This window comes from Chryseobacterium hagamense (genome assembly GCF_007991455.1).
Classification (GTDB): Bacteria; Bacteroidota; Bacteroidia; order Flavobacteriales; family Weeksellaceae; genus Chryseobacterium; species Chryseobacterium hagamense.
This window is the reverse complement of the sequence record NZ_BJYJ01000001.1, coordinates 411000-426656: the sequence shown is the minus strand read 5'-3', so window position 1 is coordinate 426656 and position 15657 is coordinate 411000. Positions and strand designations below refer to the sequence as shown.

The window sequence follows — 15657 nt, the reverse complement described above, 5'->3', positions numbered from 1 at the left end:
TGTCTTAAATAATAAAGAAAACTCTAACTTTGTCATTTAATCTAAATTCTAAAAATGTATCAGCAGCTCGTAAGAAAAGAAGTAATGGGAATTTTGGAAAAGGAAGTCGGTTCTTTTCTGGATAAATTTTTGACGCCAATTGAAAAAATCTGGCAGCCTTCCGATTATCTTCCGGATCCTTCCAGCGAAAATTTCAAATACGATTTAGAAGAAATCCAGACTTTTGCAAGGGAAATGCCGTATGACCTTTTTGTGACCCTGATCGGCGACTGTATTACGGAAGAAGCTTTGCCTTCTTACGAATCGTGGCTGATGGGTGTAGACGGGATCGACCAGGAAAAGAAAGAAATCGGCTGGGCCAACTGGATCAGAGCCTGGACGGCTGAAGAAAACAGACACGGGGATCTTCTGAGCAAATACCTTTACCTTTGCGGAAGAGTAAATATGCGTGAGGTTGAAATTACCACCCAGTATCTGATCAATGACGGTTTCGATCTGGGAACCAGTATGGACCCATACCGTAATTTTATCTACACCAGCTTTCAGGAAACGGCTACCAATATTTCCCACAGAAGAGTGGGCACCCTGGCCAAGCAGTGCGGAAACGGAAAACTGGCTAAAATGTGCGGGGTTATTGCTGCCGATGAAGCCAGACATGCAAAGGCATATAAACATTTCGTCGCTAAAATCCTGGAAATCGACCCTTCCGAAATGATTATTGCTTTTGAAGACATGATGCGTAAGAAAATTGTCATGCCGGCTCACATGATGAGACAGTCCGGGCAGAAAGCGGGAGAGCTTTGGGGACATTTCTCTGATGCAGCCCAGCGTTGCATGGTGTATACCGGACAGGATTACATCAACATCATGAAAGAACTTCTGGACGAATGGAAGATCGAACACGTAAAAGGTCTGAATGAAAAAGCGGAAAAAGCACAGGAATACCTGATGAAGCTTCCGGCTAGGCTTCAGAAAATTACGGACAGGATTTCAACTCCTGATCTGCAGTTCCAGTTCAACTGGGTGAAAAACTAGTTTTAAAAACAGTTAAAAAATAAAGTTAAGAGTGCTGAGTATTTTAGCACTCTTTTATTTTTGTATCTTTGCGTCTCAAAAATATTCAATATGATGAATAACAAGAAAATTGCCGTAGACTTTGACGGGACGATTGTTGACGATGCTTATCCGTCGATCGGTAAGCCGAAAATTTTCGCTTTTGAAACCTTGAAAAGACTTCAGTCCGAAGGATACCGTTTGATTTTATGGACATACAGACACGGGAAAACCCTCGATGAAGCCGTAGAGTTCTGCAAAAAAAACGGAATTGAGTTTTATGCCGTTAATTCAAGCTTTGAAGGGGAAGTTTTTGATTCCGCTACCCAGTCGAGAAAGCTGGATGCCGACTGGTTCATCGACGACAGGAACCTGGGCGGTTTCCCTGGCTGGGGTGAAATCTACAACATCATTCAGGAAAGAATCGAATTCAGAGTGGAGGGAAAAGAAGTCCTGGCCTATTCCAAATTAAAAAGAGAAAAGAAAAAAGGATTATTCTGGTAAAAATAATCTGAAAAATGGATCAGTGTAACAAAGTACCGATTTTTAAATTCGTTATGGTTACATTGCCAGATTGATAAATTGTTACATTATTTTATGATTCAGTTAAAAACAATAGACGAATTGCGTCTGATGAAGCAAAGTGCCCAACTGGTTTCCAGAACATTGGGGATGCTGGCCAAAGAAATCAAGCCGGGAATTACCACTTTGTATTTAGATAAATTAGCACACGACTTCATCAAGGATCATGGTGCGGAGCCTGCTTTCTTAGGATACGGAGGGTTTCCTTATTCCCTGTGTATTTCTCCGAACGAGCAGGTGGTACATGGTTTTCCGAACAAGGAAGAAATTAAGGAAGGAGATGTGCTTTCCGTGGATTGCGGGGCGATCCTGAACGGTTTCGTAGGAGACCATGCCTATACTTTCGAGATCGGTGAAGTGAGACCGGAAACCAAAAAACTGCTGAAAGTTGCCAAAGAATCCCTGTACAAAGGAATTGAGCAATGTGTAAGAGGAAAGAGAATCGGAGATATTTCCTACGCCATTCAGTCGCACTGTGAAAAAGAAGGATATGGAGTTGTAAAAGAGCTCGTGGGTCATGGAGTAGGGAGACAGATGCATGAAGATCCACAGGTGCCCAATTACGGAAGACAGGGAAGCGGAAAAGTGATTAAAGACGGTCTGACGATCGCTATCGAACCGATGATCAACCTCGGTACCGAAAAAGTAAAGTTTCACAATGACGGATGGACGGTAACGACGCTTGACAATCAGCCCTCGGCCCATTTCGAGCATGATGTGGCAGTGATTAACGGAAAACCGGTTTTACTTTCTACATTCCAATTCGTCTACGAGGCATTGGGAATAACAAGCGATGAAGAAAAAGCGTTCCAACTGGATTTTTAAATGAAAAAAGTTACCAAACTTTTACTGAATAAAATTCCCCGTCCGGTGCTGATCAAGATGAGCATCTGGGCGAGGCCGCTGATATACCAGTTTTTTAAAGGCGATCAATTTGTTGATCCGATTGACGGAAGGTCCTACCGGAAATTCCTCCCTTACGGATACGGCAGCCAAAGGGAAAACGCACTTTCCCCGGGAACATTAAGCCTTGAAAGGCACCGCCAGATGTGGCTGTATCTTCAGAACGAAACCGATTTTTTTATTAAAAATTATAAGGTCCTGCATATTGCTCCTGAACAGGAATTCCTGAGGAAGTTCAAGAAAATGAGAAATCTGGATTATATCTCCGCCGATCTGTATTCGCCGATTGTGGATGTAAAAGCGGATATCCTGGATCTTCCTTTCGCTGATGAGAGCTTTGATGTGGTTTTCTGCAACCATGTACTGGAACATATTGAAGATGATGCCAAAGCGATGAGCGAACTGTACAGGATCCTGAAACCGGGAGGCTGGGGCATCCTGCAGGTACCGATGAAAAATTCGCTGGAAAAAACCTATGAAGATTTCTCCATAAGAGATCCGAAAGAACGCCAGAAACACTTCGGCCAGTATGACCACGTCCGCTGGTACGGGATGGATTATTTCGAACGCCTGGAAAAAGCAGGATTTGAAACAGAGGCCAACTTTTATTCGCAGACCTTTCCCGATGAAGAAATTAAAAAATACGGGCTCAGGAAAAATGAAATCCTGCCGGTGATCTATAAAAAATAAAAAGGATGCTTTCAAATTGAAGGCATCCTTTTTTTATGCTATTATTAATTTTCTGTGGTTTCAACTCCGCTCTGTTCCCCGGAAACGATCGGATAAAATCCGTGAACACCTTCGGTTTTCTCTGTTGCGCTCTAAATTATACGCAAAGCAGGAGCCTAAAAAGCCTAATATGTCCTGCGAGCTTACAGATTTTACTAATAATAAATACTTGGAAAAACGGCTTTTTTTATTCCTTAATAAACTTCTGTACCGGGATATTTTCGGAATGGATCATGTAAGTTCCCCTGCTCAGACGGCTAATGTCTATTTTCAGTTCGGTCTCTTTACTGTAAGCTTCCATCACCTTTCTTCCGGAAAGATCGTAAATTTTTACGGCAGAACCTTTGGGTATGCTTTCAAGGTTTAACAGATCTTTTGCCGGATTCGGATAAATGGAAAGCGGTTTCTTAAGAATATTTTCAGCAGTTCCCAGAAAGCCGGAATTGTTGTAAAAGATCTGGTCTCCGTTTGAGGCGCGGGTAATAATAAGCGTCTTCAGCGTGCCGGACGTAAGGATCTGGTAATTGAAGACAGCACCCGCACCGGAGGTAAAATAAAAATTACAGTTTTTTTGATCATAGGCCTGTGCTGCCGCTGCATTGGTGCCGTTGTAAATAGCCAGGGTGCATCCGCCTCCCTGACGGGTAAAACTGTCTGAGGCCGGAGAAAAGGAGATGGTGGAACCGGCTGAATTGAAATACCTGGACTGGAATTCGTACGCCGTTCCTGAACCTGTAAAGGCCGAAGTGCCGATTACTACCTGCATGGGCGGACTGGTAGTCGTCTGGCCGCCGATCACCATTTTGGAGATGTACCAATTGTTGCTGAACAGTTCCGGACTTTGCGCTGAGAGCAGGCCGCCCGAAAACAAAAGGAATAATAGTTTTTTCACAGGTTATCAATTTTTCACAAATATAGCAATTTCTATAAAAAAAACCGTTTTCAGCAGGTGAAAACGGCTTCGCTATAAAGCATGTAACAAGATTAAATTAATAAGTAACTGCGGGATCTCCCGTTTTTATTTAATGTGAAGAAACTGCTTTCAGCCCGATAACGGAACCGATCAGCGTCATGATAAAGAAGATCCTCCAGAAAGTAACCGGGTCTTTGAAAAAGAAAATTCCCGTCAGGGCAGTTCCTACCGCACCGATTCCCGTCCATACGGCATAGGCAGTCCCGATCGGCAGGGTTTGGGTAGCTTTGATCAGCAGGAGCATGCTCACCGTCAGGGAAATCAGAAATCCGGCAAACCAGAAATACATGGCCGTTCCCTGGGTCTCCTTTACCTTTCCGAGACATGAAGCAAAAGCAACTTCAAATAAACCTGCAATAATCAGGATAATCCAATTCATTTTACTGACGTTTCTCCGGCGAAGTTCGGGATTTAAAAAGGATTAAAATTTTACAATTGTTAAAAAAGGAAAAAGATCTGTATAAAATTCCTTATAATCTTACAACCTTCACTTCACTTCATCTCCGCCCGGATCCTGCTTAAACTTACCTGCGTGATTCCCAGATAAGATGCGATATGCCCCAGCTGAACCCTTTTTAAAAGATCGGGTTTGTTGCGCATGAGATCCCGGTACCGTTCCAGAGCGGTTTTAAACTGTCTCGAAATAATCAGTTCTTCGGTTTTTACGAGTTCCCGTTCGGCAAATTTCCGGCCCCAGTTGGCCATATGAATATCTTCATGGTACAGCTGTTGGAGATCCGCTGTTTTCAGCCTGTAAAAATCGCAGGGCTCCAGCAATTCTATATGTTCATAACCCGGATTGTTTTCCACGTAACTTTTCATGGAAACAACCGGTTCGCCTTCGCTTCCGAACCAGAACGTAATGTCTCTGTCTTCTGCAGAAGCATAGGCACGGACGATTCCTTTTTTAATGAAGTAGACGGATGGGACTACCTTACCCGCTTCCATCAGGCAGAAATTTCTGGGTAACGAAACTTCCTCAATCGATTTTTTAAGATTTGCTTTGGATGATTCGGGAAGAGGATAGATGCGGTCGAGAATTTCGTCAAGGGTCATATCAGTGGGTCAAGAGCTCAAAAATATCAGTTTTCATTCATTATGGGAAACAATAAAGAACGAATATTCAAATTATTTTAAAATTTATTAAAATAATTAAGGATAAACGTTTAACCAAAATATGTAGATATATGGTTTAGCTGTTCACATTAAATTAACAATATATTTAAACAGAGAATGAATATCTTTATAACTGTTTAATAGTAAGGATATTAAGTGTTTTAAGGATTTAAATTTAAAAAGATGCGAAAATACAATAATTTTCATATCAGCCCAAAAAATCAGGCTATTGTTTTGTATGCTTTTTATGAAATATTTTTGTTCCTGAAAATAACTGTATGAAAAGAGCTTCCATAAAAGACATAGCAAGAATTGCCGGTGTATCCGTGGCAACCGTATCTTATGTCCTGAACAAAAAAGAAGGAAGCCGGATCAGTGATGCGACCAAGGATAAAATTCTGGAAGTCTCCAAGTCCATCAATTATATTCCCAACAAAATTGCCAAAAGCTTAAAAATGAGCAAGAGTAAGCTGATTGGACTTATCGTTGCAGATATTTCCAATGATTTTTACTCGAACATTGCCCGGAACATTGAAGATGAGGCGATGAAGCTCGGTTACACCCTCCTTATCGGAAGCTGTGACGAAAATCCTGAAAAATTTAAAAAACTGACGGAACTTTTTTCCGAACAGCAGGTAGACGGAATGATTGTTGCGCCGGTAGTGGATTCCGATGAAGCCATCAATAAACTGATCGCTGAAGAATATCCCATTGTAACCATCGACCGTTATCTGAAAAACATCAGCCTTCCCGGCGTGATGATCAACAATGCAGAGATTTCGGCACACGTTTGTGATCAGCTGACCGTGAAAAAGTTTGATGAAATTATTTATGTCGGGTACGATACGGAACTTCCTCATCTGCTTGACCGGCAGGAAGGTTTCGAAAAAAGAATCAAAAAATCCGGGATTACGGTAAAGAAAGTTCTGATCAGCCTTCAGCGTATTACAGAAGAGGTAAACGAAAAGCTAAACGGAAACATCGATCTGAAAAAAAGGACCGCTATTTATTTTTCCAGCAATAAGCTCGGAATTGCCGGACTGAGATACCTGAATGACCACCAGATCAGGGTTCCGGAACAGGTTTCCGTCATTGCTTTTGATGAAACGGAAGCCTATCATCTGTTTCCTACCGATATCAGTTTCGTACAGCAGCCGCTGATCGATATGGCGAAGGAATCCGTCAAACTTCTGGATAATCAGATCAACAATTACAAACCTGCCGGAGAGCGGGTTACCCTACAGGCAAAATATATGGAACGCAATTCCGTACAATAAAAAAATTTAACAGTCTAATTAAACGTTTAACCTTATGATAAATAATAAAGAGCCTTATGTGGTGTGTTTCGGAGAAGTGCTTTGGGATATTTTTCCCGAAGGTTCAAGGGCTGGGGGAGCACCATTCAACGCCGCTTACAATATCCATAAAATGGGTACTGATGTAAAAGTACTGAGCAGAATAGGAAATGACGAACTGGGGCATAAGCTGGAAGACCGGATTAAAAACTGGGGGATCACCACCGGCTATATCCAGGTGGATGATGAAAATCCGACAAGCACCGTGCTGGCTAAAATCGATCAGCACAATGAAGCAACGTATGAGATCATCAACCAGGTAGCTTGGGATTACATCGAATTGCTGCCCGAGCATAAAGAACTGGTGGCCAATGCAGAAGCATTTGTTTTCGGAAGCCTTTCCGCACGAAATGAGAAAACCAGGGAAACCCTTCTTCAACTGCTGGAATATGCCAGTCTGAAAATTTTTGATGTGAATTTCAGACCCCCTTTTATTGATGTCGATTTAATTAAAACGCTTTTGCATAAAGCCGATATCGTAAAAATGAACAAGGCGGAAATGCGGGAAATCATGGCATATTTCGGTGAAGAATACAGAAGTGAGGACGAAAGTGCGGCATTTATCCAGAACCATTTTAACATCGGTGAGATCGTTCTGACGAAAGGAAGTAAGGGAGCCCGGTATTTTGTCGGAAACCAGAACTACGGATTTTCTGCAGTACCCATCACTATTGCGGATACGGTAGGAAGCGGCGATGCCTTTCTTTCGGGATTTATTTCTAAAAGAATAAAAGGAGAAACTCCGGAAGAGATCATGAACCAGGCGATTTCCTTAGGCGCATTTATTACTTCCAAACCTGGAGCGTGCCCGGAATATGACCCGTCTGAATTTAATAACTTCAAACTTCAGCATACCGTTTAGCAAGCGGTAAGTCCGGTATAAGATAAATTTCAGTTTTCATCTTTCCTGTTTTATACAAAAGCGGGAACGGATAATCCTATGCTTTACCGGAAATCTTATTTCCAACATTCATCTATAATTTAATCTGTAAAAAACATACTTATGGAATCGGCAAAATTTACCGAAAAGAAGTACCTCGTGGTGCTGGCTTTTGTGACTTCATTGTTTTTTTTCTGGGCTATCGCCCTTACGATGGGCGACGTTCTGAACAAACATTTCCAGAATGTCCTGCATATTTCCAAATCCGAATCCGGACTGGTGCAGCTTTCTATCTTCGGAGCTTATGCGCTGATGGGAATCCCCGCCGGGCTTTTTATGAAGAAGTTCGGCTATAAAATGGGCGTTATTTTGGGCCTTACTTTATTTGCAGCAGGATGTTTCCTGTTTGTTCCGGCAGCCAATACCGCTTCTTTCAATTTATTCAGAGTGGCCCTGTTTATCCTTGCTCTGGGAATGGCAACCCTGGAAACCGTGGCACATCCTTTCGTAGCCTCGCTCGGTGACGAAAGAACAAGTGACCAGCGGGTGAATTTTGCACAGTCTTTCAATGGGCTGGGTGCCATTATGGGGCCTTTGCTGGGCGGATTTTTTATCTTCAGCGGAACCGGAGGCGATCAGTCACTGGATTCTGTGAAAACCCTTTATACCTGCATCGGAATGGTTGTAGTCGTACTGGTAATTATTTTCTCCTTTATTAAAGTTCCCGATTTGAAAGACCCGCATGCCGAAGAAACGGAAATTCTTGAGCATGCTACAGGCGAAGACCATCATCATGACCAGGTGAACACCAGTGCACCGCTGTGGAAGCAGAGACATTTCGTATTTGCCGTAATTGCCCAGTTTTTCAATATTGCGGCACAGGGTGGTACATGGGCGTTCTTCATCAATTACGGAGTGGAAAAAATGCATCTCCAGGAGACGCAGGCTTCCTATTATTTTTCGCTGAGCATGGCGATGATGATGGTCGGAAGATTCATCGGGACTTTCCTGATGCGGTATATTGCCCCGAATAAAGTACTTACGATTTTTACAGCGTGTAATATCGTTCTCTGCCTGATTATCTCCCAGAGTTTCGGATGGGTTTCCTTTGTCAGCCTGATCCTGCTGAATTTATTCCTGAGTGTGATGTATCCTACCATTTTCAGTCTAGGTTTGAAAAAGCTGGGCGGAAAAGTTCACCAGGCGTCCTCTTTCCTTGTGATGGCGATGTTCGGCGGTGCGTTTTTCACACCGATCATGGGTAAGATTGCCGAAACGGATGTTGCCCACGCCTATCTGCTGCCGATCATCTGCTATGCGATCATTATTTTATTTGCCGTGAAATTTTACAGGCCCAAAACTTTAAAGTAAAATCAAATGACCGGAAATATATATTTAAAAGGCTGCCTGCTTGTGCTGATGATGTTCAGCAAAGCAGCCTTTGCACAGATCGTTATTACCAACCAGAAGTTTTCATTCGGGACCACAGGAAGAATCGGGGCAGGCTATTCCCCGAATGCAGACGGAAGAACAGGTAGGCAATTGAATCTTAATAACCAGGGTTCATTGGGCGGACGGATGGATCAGGGCGATTATGTTGACTTCCTGCCGGCCTTTCATTTTACACCGGTGGTGGGCGACAGTTCCAGGAAAACGAAGATCGACATGCAGGCCAGGCTGAGTTTTTATTCCGGCGGTACTTTCCTGGGAAATGTAGATACCAAATCGAACCAGGGGATGATTGTGGCTTTACCTGAAGCTTTTGTAGAAGCACGGAACATCATGGGCAGCGATTGGGACGTCTGGGCCGGTTCACGCTGGCTGCGTTACGATGATGTGCATATCGCAGACTATTTTTATTTTGATGACCATTCGGCAACGGGATGGGGCGTACGGCATAAGAACACGAGGTTTTCCATGTTTTTTCCTGCAGCCATCGATACGGCAGCGAGCAATTCGACGCCTTATTCTTATACCAACGTCATCAGCGGAGGAAAAAACCTGATCTACCGGCAGCGGGAAGTTTTCGTACTGGAACAGACTATTCCGTTTAAAAATAACAATCATAAAATAAAATTCCTGGCTGAACTCCATACCGTAGATAAATCCGGCAAGAATTCGGTGGAGCAGTATCCGGCGGATCATGGCTGGGTGCTGGGTGCAAAATTAACTTCAACGCTTAAGACGACATTGCCAGGTTCCTTTAACCAGATTTCCCTCCGTTACGGATCAGGAATTGCCAACGGCGGCGACAGCGGAAATACCCAGACCTGGAGAACCTATGGTGCTCCCGATGAATCGGCAGGAACTTATAAAGGTGCTTATTCCCTGACGGCGGTTGAACATATCTTGCTGAACCTTTCCGACCGCTGGTCAGTCAACGGTTATGCCGTTTACACCCGGAGCAAAGGCGGAGCGGACAGCGATAAAGCCATGGACTACTATAAAAGGGAAATTTTCAATAAAAAATCCGAGTTCAATGCCGGTCTGAGGGCCACTTATTATTTTAATGACTGGTTCCATATCCTTACCGAACTGCACTATGCCCAGCGGAAGGACGGAAGCCAGGATCCGGCATCAATGGTAAAACTGGTATTGGCGCCGACGATTGTGCCTACCGCGGAAAGAAGCGTCTGGGCAAGGCCGCACATCCGGTTTATTGCTGAGGTTTCAAGATACAATGATCAGGCAATGAACAGCCTCTATTCACCCTTTCTGCAGCAGTCCGGAGCGAAAAGGTTCGGAACCTACTTAGGCGTACGAGCGGAATGGTGGGTATTTTAATTAAATAATTTAAACCTATGAATATAAAATTTGGAGCATCACTGCTTTCCTGGATCACTCCGGTCTGGACTCCCGCAGCGGGAAAATACGCAATTGAAAAAACCTCACGGGCCGGATTCGATCTTATCGAAATATTGCTTCCGCCATCGATGGAATTTAATGCGAAAGAAGTAAAGCGGCAGCTTAAAGAGCATCAGCTTGAAGCAGTCTGTTCTCTGAACCTTCCGAAAGAAGCCCATATTGCCTTTCACCCTGAAGCTGCTGAAAAACTGATGAAGCAGGCTGTGGATAAAACTTCCGAACTGGAAACCGGTTTCCTGGGGGGAGTTCTTCATGGCGGAATCGGTGTTTTCTCAGGAGATCCTTTAACGGACGCAGAGGCTGAAATCATTATCCAGGTGTGGCGCCAGGTCGCAGATTATGCCCGGGAAAAAGGCGTGAATATCGGAATCGAACCGATCAACCGCTATGAGACCTACGTCTGTAATACGGCAGAGAATGTACTGGATCTGATTTCAAAAACAGGAAAAGAAAATTTATACCTTCATCTGGATACCTTCCACATGAATATTGAAGAGAGTAATTTTTATGATCCTGTTGTTCTGGCCGGGAAAAAACTGAAGCATATCCACATGACGGAATCCCACCGGGGAATGCTCGGCGAAGGGACCGTGAACTGGGATCAGCTGTTCGCCGCTTTAAAGAAAATTGATTTTGAAGGAAATCTGGTGCTGGAGAACTTTTCATCTTCGGTACCCGGCATGCAGCAGATGGTTTCTTTATGGCAGAAATCACCGCATGATGCCGGTGCCCTCGCACGAGGCAGTCTGGATTTCATGAAAAGCCGTTGTCTGTAAATTAAGCAGGAGGATAAATAATGAAAGCCTTTTCCAGGTTTTGGGAAGGGCTTTTTTGCTTTAAATCTTCAGGATTAGCCGAAAGACCGGTTTAGTTTTATTAACTTTGCATTTCTTAATATTATTTTATGCACAAAGCAGGATTTGTAAATATAGTGGGAAAGCCGAATGCCGGAAAATCGACCTTGCTGAATCAACTGATGGGAGAGAAGCTGGCAATTGTAACCCAAAAGGCTCAGACCACCCGCCACAGGATTTTTGGGATTTATAACGAGGAAGATTTGCAGATCGTATTTTCCGATACACCGGGCGTCCTGGATCCCAAATACGGACTGCAGGAAAAAATGATGGATTTTGTAAAAGATTCCCTGCAGGATGCAGATGTTTTCCTGTTCATCGTGGATGTAACCGACAAATCCGAACCTTCCGAATTTCTGATCGATAAGCTGAATAAAATTCCGGTACCTGTTTTACTGTTGTTAAATAAAGTAGACCAGACCAATCAGGAAGGCCTTGAGAAGCTGGTGGAAACATGGCACGAGAGGATTCCGAAAGCGGAAATCCTTCCTATTTCTGCCCTGAATGCTTTCAATACCGATATCATCCTTCCGAAGCTTAAATCTTTATTGCCGGAAAATCCGCCGTACTACGATAAAGACCAATACACCGATAAGCCGGAACGGTTCTTCGTGAATGAAGCCATCCGCGAGAAAATCTTACTGAATTACGAAAAAGAAATCCCGTATTCCGTAGAAGTGGTAACCGAACAGTTCAAAGAGAAAGAAGGGATTATCTTCATCGATTCCATCATTTACGTAGAACGCGATACCCAGAAAGGCATCATCATCGGCCATAAAGGGGAGGCCATTAAAAAAGTAGGAACCGAATCGAGAATGGACCTGGAGAAATTCTTCAATAAGAAAATCCACCTGAACCTTTTCGTAAAAGTGAAAAAAGACTGGCGGAAAAACGACAGGGACCTGAAAAATTTCGGGTACCGGTAGACTATAAAAGGCCTGAAAGCCGTTGTTTTAAAAGATTTTTGTTATCTTTAATTTTAAATCTCTTTCAATGAACTACACAAGCTCAACAAATTCTGATTCGGTGGTCAAAGATATTGCGTTATTGGTGGTGAGGGTGTTTATCGGTTTTGCCATGCTGTCCCACGGATTCCCCAAGCTGCAGATGCTGATCGAAGGAAAAAGTGATTTCTACAATTTTCTTGGAATGGGGCCGCAATTATCTCTCGGACTGACGGTCTTTGCTGAATTTGTCTGTTCCATCTTCCTGATCCTGGGGCTTTTCTCACGAATAGCATTGGGGTTTCTCATCTTCACGATGGTTATTGCCGGATTTGTAGTCCATTCGGCAGACCCTTTTGCCAAACAGGAAATGAGTTTGTTGTACCTGGCTGTTTACCTTCTTCTGATGGTATTCGGTGCAGGAAAAGTTTCCGTAGATTATATGATCGAAAAACGGAAGAGAGCCAATGACTGGTAGTCCGATTTAAAATATAAATTATAAATAAAAAAAGAGTCCGTCTCACAACTAGTGAAAACGGACTTTTTTTATGATTTTTCTCGACCTCTTGTCTGAGAATGATTTTTGTACATTCGATTCTCAATCCACATCATTGACTTGTGAGACTGATTCTTTTGTTGTATAAAAGCTTTTCACCTGGTCTTTTTGCTGATTTACAACACTTTAAAAGCACAATATAAATATACATTGCTGTTATTGAATGAAATGCCTTTGCTAGCGAAAATTTACTTTATTATAAATAAAATATTCTTTGCCTACATAGCGTTTAATCTCAATCCTTCCGTATTTCCGTCCTGATATTGATAAAAAATCCCAAACCCATAACCTTTTGCCAGCGGAATAAAATTCATTAAATTCGTATAAATCGAAATTATTATGAAGATAAAACTCACCATATGCCTTCTTGCATTCCTTAATTTCTACGAAGCGCAGGAAAGCATTACCTATCAGAAACCGTCTGCAGAAATTCTGAAGCTGGCAGACTATGAACGGCCACCAAGTGTTTTGATGAACAGCAAAAAAGACTGGATCGTTTTCAGCTACCGGCCTACTTACAAAACGTTGGAGGATCTGAGCCAGCAGGAAATGAAACTGGGCGGATTAAGAATCAATCCTATGACCAATATTTCAAGCTCGATAACCTACGTCAATAATCTGAAGGTCAGAAAGACGAATGACAAAACGGAAGTTCAGGTCAGGAATTTACCGGCAAATCCTAAAATTGCCTACACTTCCTTTTCCCCGGATGAAAAGAAACTGGCTTTTACCAACACTACCGGTAAAGGAGTGGAATTGTGGATCGTCGACCTGGAAATGGCTGCTGCCCAGAAAATTACTTCCGATAATCTGAACGCCAATTTAGGAAGCCCTTATCTTTGGTACAAAGATTCCCGGCATCTGATGATCAAGACCCTTCCCCAGAACAGGGGAACTCTGATTGATGCGAGCAAAGACCTTCCTACAGGCCCGATTGTATCGACTGCCGACGGGAAAGTGTCACAGAACAGAACCTACCAGGACCTGCTGAAAAACCCTCAGGATGAAAAGAATTTTGAGATCCTGACGGCTTCCGAAGTATATAACGTTGATCTTAGCGGAAATTTAAAGAAAGTAAAGGACCAGGATCTGTATTCCGGACTAAGCTTCTCGCCGGACGGAAATTACCTGATGGCGACAACCATTAAAAAACCATTCTCCTACATCGTTCCGCTGAGCCGGTTCCCGATGACAACTACCGTTTACGACATGAACGGGAATACAGTAAAGGTTGTGAATGAAATCCCTTTGAACGAAATTATGCCGAAAGGTTTCTCTTCCGTACGTACCGGAAAACGGGACATGGGCTGGAGAAACGATATGCCGGCCACCCTCGTTTATACTGAAGCACTGGACGGTGGCGACCAGTCGAAGACCGCCGATTACCGGGATGAGGTTTTTACCTGGGAAGCGCCTTTCACCAGTACCCCGAAATCTTTTTTCAAAACCAGACAGCGGTATGAAAATATAAGCTGGACCAACGATCATTATGCCATTGTTTCGGAAGGCTGGTACGATACGAGAAATACGACTTCTTACCTGGTAGATCTGAATACCGGAGAATCGAAAGTTCTGGAAAACCGGAATTATCAGGATATTTACAGCGATCCAGGAAATTTCAATACCACCAAAAACCAGTACGGAAGATATGTGGTGGATATGAAAGGCGGAAAATCTTACCTCATCGGAGCCGGATTCACCAAAGACGGTCAGCATCCTTTTCTTGATGAAATGGATATGAAAACCCTGAAGAAAAAGAGACTCTATACTTCCAATCTTAAGAACGGCAAGGAAGAGATCATCGATGTTCTGGATCCTTCCAAAGGTGAAGTGCTTACGATCCGGCAATCTTCCAGCCAATACCCGAATTATTTTAAAAAGAACATCAGATCCGGTAAAGCGGAAGCGGTAACCAATTTTGCCAATCCGTTTGAAAGCATTAAAGATGTGTATAAGGAAGTGATTATCTACAAAAGGAATGACGGAGTGACTTTAACGGGAACGCTTTACCTTCCTGCGAACTACGACCGCAAGGCAAAAGCGGAAAAGCTGCCGTTACTGATCTGGGCTTATCCGACCGAATACAAAGACAAAAATACAGCAGGACAGAACAACCAGAATCCGAATGATTTTACGTTTCCTTCTTACGGTTCTTTTGTATACTGGACGGCAAAAGGATATGCCGTGCTTGATGATGCGGCATTTCCGATCATCGGCGAAGGCAAGACCGAACCGAACGATACTTTCATCCCTCAGCTGGTAGCGAATGCAGAAGCTGCTATCGATGCGGTGGATCAGCTGGGCTATATCGACCGTAAAAAAGTAGCGGTGGGAGGGCATTCGTACGGTGCTTTTATGACGGCCAACCTGTTGACGCATTCCAACCTGTTTGCCTGCGGAATTGCCCGGAGCGGAGCTTACAACCGGACGCTCACCCCTTTCGGTTTCCAGAGCGAACAGAGAAATTACTGGGACGTTCCGGAAATTTACAACACCATGTCGCCGTTTATGAATGCCGATAAAATGAAGACGCCTCTGCTGCTGATTCACGGGGATGCGGATAACAATCCCGGGACATTCACCTTACAGACCGAACGTTACTTCCAGGCCCTGAAAAACCTGGGTGCCCCGGTAAAGATGGTGCTGCTGCCGAGAGAAGCGCACGGCTATGCTGCTAAAGAAAACATCCTGCATTTGCTTTGGGAACAGGATCAGTTCCTTGAGAAATGCCTGAAAAAATAAATCTGGAAATCCGCTCAAAAGAGCGGGTTTTTGTTTGTAATGGTAAATGAAAAAACTTTAAAACGTGCAATGGTTATTCCGTGAGAATCTATACACGAATCTATC

Annotated in this window: 15 protein-coding genes; 12 read left to right on the top strand and 3 right to left on the bottom strand. The window is 43.4% G+C overall.

From position 1 onward, the window contains the following. The first annotated feature begins 54 nt into the window (after nucleotides 1–54). The 4 genes from CHA01nite_RS01835 to CHA01nite_RS01820 all read left to right on the top strand — a co-directional run bounded on the left by CHA01nite_RS01835 (nucleotide 55) and on the right by CHA01nite_RS01820 (nucleotide 3228). Complete coding sequence (locus tag CHA01nite_RS01835) at nucleotides 55–1035, top strand: acyl-ACP desaturase (RefSeq protein WP_146939511.1); 981 nt, start codon at nucleotides 55–57, stop codon at nucleotides 1033–1035. Nucleotides 1036–1125: 90 nt separating this feature from the next. After that, a complete protein-coding gene (locus CHA01nite_RS01830; protein WP_146939510.1) occupies nucleotides 1126–1557 on the top strand; it encodes a BT0820 family HAD-type phosphatase in 432 nt (143 codons plus the stop codon). A 93-nt stretch (nucleotides 1558–1650) separates the two neighbouring features. Then, complete coding sequence (gene map / locus CHA01nite_RS01825; RefSeq protein ID WP_146939509.1) at nucleotides 1651–2460, top strand: type I methionyl aminopeptidase; 810 nt, start codon at nucleotides 1651–1653, stop codon at nucleotides 2458–2460. Then, nucleotides 2461–3228, top strand: coding sequence for a class I SAM-dependent methyltransferase (locus CHA01nite_RS01820; protein ID WP_146939508.1), 768 nt, complete (start codon nucleotides 2461–2463; stop codon nucleotides 3226–3228). Nucleotides 3229–3454: 226 nt separating this feature from the next. On the opposite strand, the gene CHA01nite_RS01815 is transcribed toward CHA01nite_RS01820, so the two are convergent. The 3 genes from CHA01nite_RS01815 to CHA01nite_RS01805 form a co-directional block, all read right to left on the bottom strand. Further along, complete coding sequence (locus CHA01nite_RS01815; protein WP_146939507.1) at nucleotides 3455–4159, bottom strand: T9SS type A sorting domain-containing protein; 705 nt, start codon at nucleotides 4157–4159, stop codon at nucleotides 3455–3457. Nucleotides 4160–4289: 130 nt separating this feature from the next. After that, complete coding sequence (locus CHA01nite_RS01810; RefSeq protein ID WP_146939506.1) at nucleotides 4290–4619, bottom strand: DMT family transporter; 330 nt, start codon at nucleotides 4617–4619, stop codon at nucleotides 4290–4292. A 113-nt stretch (nucleotides 4620–4732) separates the two neighbouring features. After that, a complete protein-coding gene (locus CHA01nite_RS01805) occupies nucleotides 4733–5296 on the bottom strand; it encodes a Crp/Fnr family transcriptional regulator (RefSeq protein ID WP_146939505.1) in 564 nt (187 codons plus the stop codon). A gap of 338 nt (nucleotides 5297–5634) precedes the next feature. On the opposite strand from CHA01nite_RS01805, the gene CHA01nite_RS01800 reads away from it, so the two are divergent. From CHA01nite_RS01800 to CHA01nite_RS01765, 8 genes are all read left to right on the top strand, one after another. Then, the gene (locus CHA01nite_RS01800) at nucleotides 5635–6633 is read left to right on the top strand and encodes a LacI family DNA-binding transcriptional regulator (RefSeq protein WP_146939504.1); all 999 of its coding nucleotides are present in this window, start codon (nucleotides 5635–5637) and stop codon (nucleotides 6631–6633) included. Nucleotides 6634–6667: 34 nt separating this feature from the next. Then, the gene (locus CHA01nite_RS01795) at nucleotides 6668–7573 is read left to right on the top strand and encodes a carbohydrate kinase family protein (protein ID WP_146939503.1); all 906 of its coding nucleotides are present in this window, start codon (nucleotides 6668–6670) and stop codon (nucleotides 7571–7573) included. Between the two features lie 141 nt (nucleotides 7574–7714). After that, nucleotides 7715–8962, top strand: coding sequence for an L-fucose:H+ symporter permease (gene fucP, locus CHA01nite_RS01790; RefSeq protein ID WP_146939502.1), 1248 nt, complete (start codon nucleotides 7715–7717; stop codon nucleotides 8960–8962). A 6-nt stretch (nucleotides 8963–8968) separates the two neighbouring features. Continuing rightward, complete coding sequence (locus CHA01nite_RS01785; RefSeq protein ID WP_146939501.1) at nucleotides 8969–10375, top strand: carbohydrate porin; 1407 nt, start codon at nucleotides 8969–8971, stop codon at nucleotides 10373–10375. A gap of 17 nt (nucleotides 10376–10392) precedes the next feature. Continuing rightward, nucleotides 10393–11232, top strand: coding sequence for a sugar phosphate isomerase/epimerase family protein (locus CHA01nite_RS01780; RefSeq protein WP_146939500.1), 840 nt, complete (start codon nucleotides 10393–10395; stop codon nucleotides 11230–11232). Nucleotides 11233–11360: 128 nt separating this feature from the next. Then, nucleotides 11361–12236, top strand: a complete 876-nt coding sequence (gene era, locus CHA01nite_RS01775) for a GTPase Era (RefSeq protein WP_146939499.1) — start codon at nucleotides 11361–11363, stop codon at nucleotides 12234–12236. A gap of 67 nt (nucleotides 12237–12303) precedes the next feature. Then, nucleotides 12304–12732: a DoxX family protein gene (locus CHA01nite_RS01770; protein ID WP_146939498.1), complete on the top strand. Its 429-nt coding sequence runs from the start codon at nucleotides 12304–12306 to the stop codon at nucleotides 12730–12732. Between the two features lie 417 nt (nucleotides 12733–13149). Next, on the top strand, nucleotides 13150–15552 hold the full coding sequence (locus CHA01nite_RS01765; RefSeq protein ID WP_146939497.1) for an alpha/beta hydrolase family protein: 2403 nt from the start codon (nucleotides 13150–13152) through the stop codon (nucleotides 15550–15552). The last annotated feature ends 105 nt before the right edge of the window (nucleotides 15553–15657 follow it).

Coding starts and splice junctions, on each gene's coding strand:
- CHA01nite_RS01835 (WP_146939511.1), top strand. CDS start 55: ATGTATCAGCAGCTCGTAAGAAAAGAAGTAATGGGAATTTTGGAAAAG.
- CHA01nite_RS01830 (WP_146939510.1), top strand. CDS start 1,126: ATGATGAATAACAAGAAAATTGCCGTAGACTTTGACGGGACGATTGTT.
- map (WP_146939509.1), top strand. CDS start 1,651: ATGATTCAGTTAAAAACAATAGACGAATTGCGTCTGATGAAGCAAAGT.
- CHA01nite_RS01820 (WP_146939508.1), top strand. CDS start 2,461: ATGAAAAAAGTTACCAAACTTTTACTGAATAAAATTCCCCGTCCGGTG.
- CHA01nite_RS01810 (WP_146939506.1), bottom strand. CDS start 4,619: ATGAATTGGATTATCCTGATTATTGCAGGTTTATTTGAAGTTGCTTTT.
- CHA01nite_RS01805 (WP_146939505.1), bottom strand. CDS start 5,296: ATGACCCTTGACGAAATTCTCGACCGCATCTATCCTCTTCCCGAATCA.
- CHA01nite_RS01800 (WP_146939504.1), top strand. CDS start 5,635: ATGAAAAGAGCTTCCATAAAAGACATAGCAAGAATTGCCGGTGTATCC.
- CHA01nite_RS01795 (WP_146939503.1), top strand. CDS start 6,668: ATGATAAATAATAAAGAGCCTTATGTGGTGTGTTTCGGAGAAGTGCTT.
- fucP (WP_146939502.1), top strand. CDS start 7,715: ATGGAATCGGCAAAATTTACCGAAAAGAAGTACCTCGTGGTGCTGGCT.
- CHA01nite_RS01785 (WP_146939501.1), top strand. CDS start 8,969: ATGACCGGAAATATATATTTAAAAGGCTGCCTGCTTGTGCTGATGATG.
- CHA01nite_RS01780 (WP_146939500.1), top strand. CDS start 10,393: ATGAATATAAAATTTGGAGCATCACTGCTTTCCTGGATCACTCCGGTC.
- era (WP_146939499.1), top strand. CDS start 11,361: ATGCACAAAGCAGGATTTGTAAATATAGTGGGAAAGCCGAATGCCGGA.
- CHA01nite_RS01770 (WP_146939498.1), top strand. CDS start 12,304: ATGAACTACACAAGCTCAACAAATTCTGATTCGGTGGTCAAAGATATT.
- CHA01nite_RS01765 (WP_146939497.1), top strand. CDS start 13,150: ATGAAGATAAAACTCACCATATGCCTTCTTGCATTCCTTAATTTCTAC.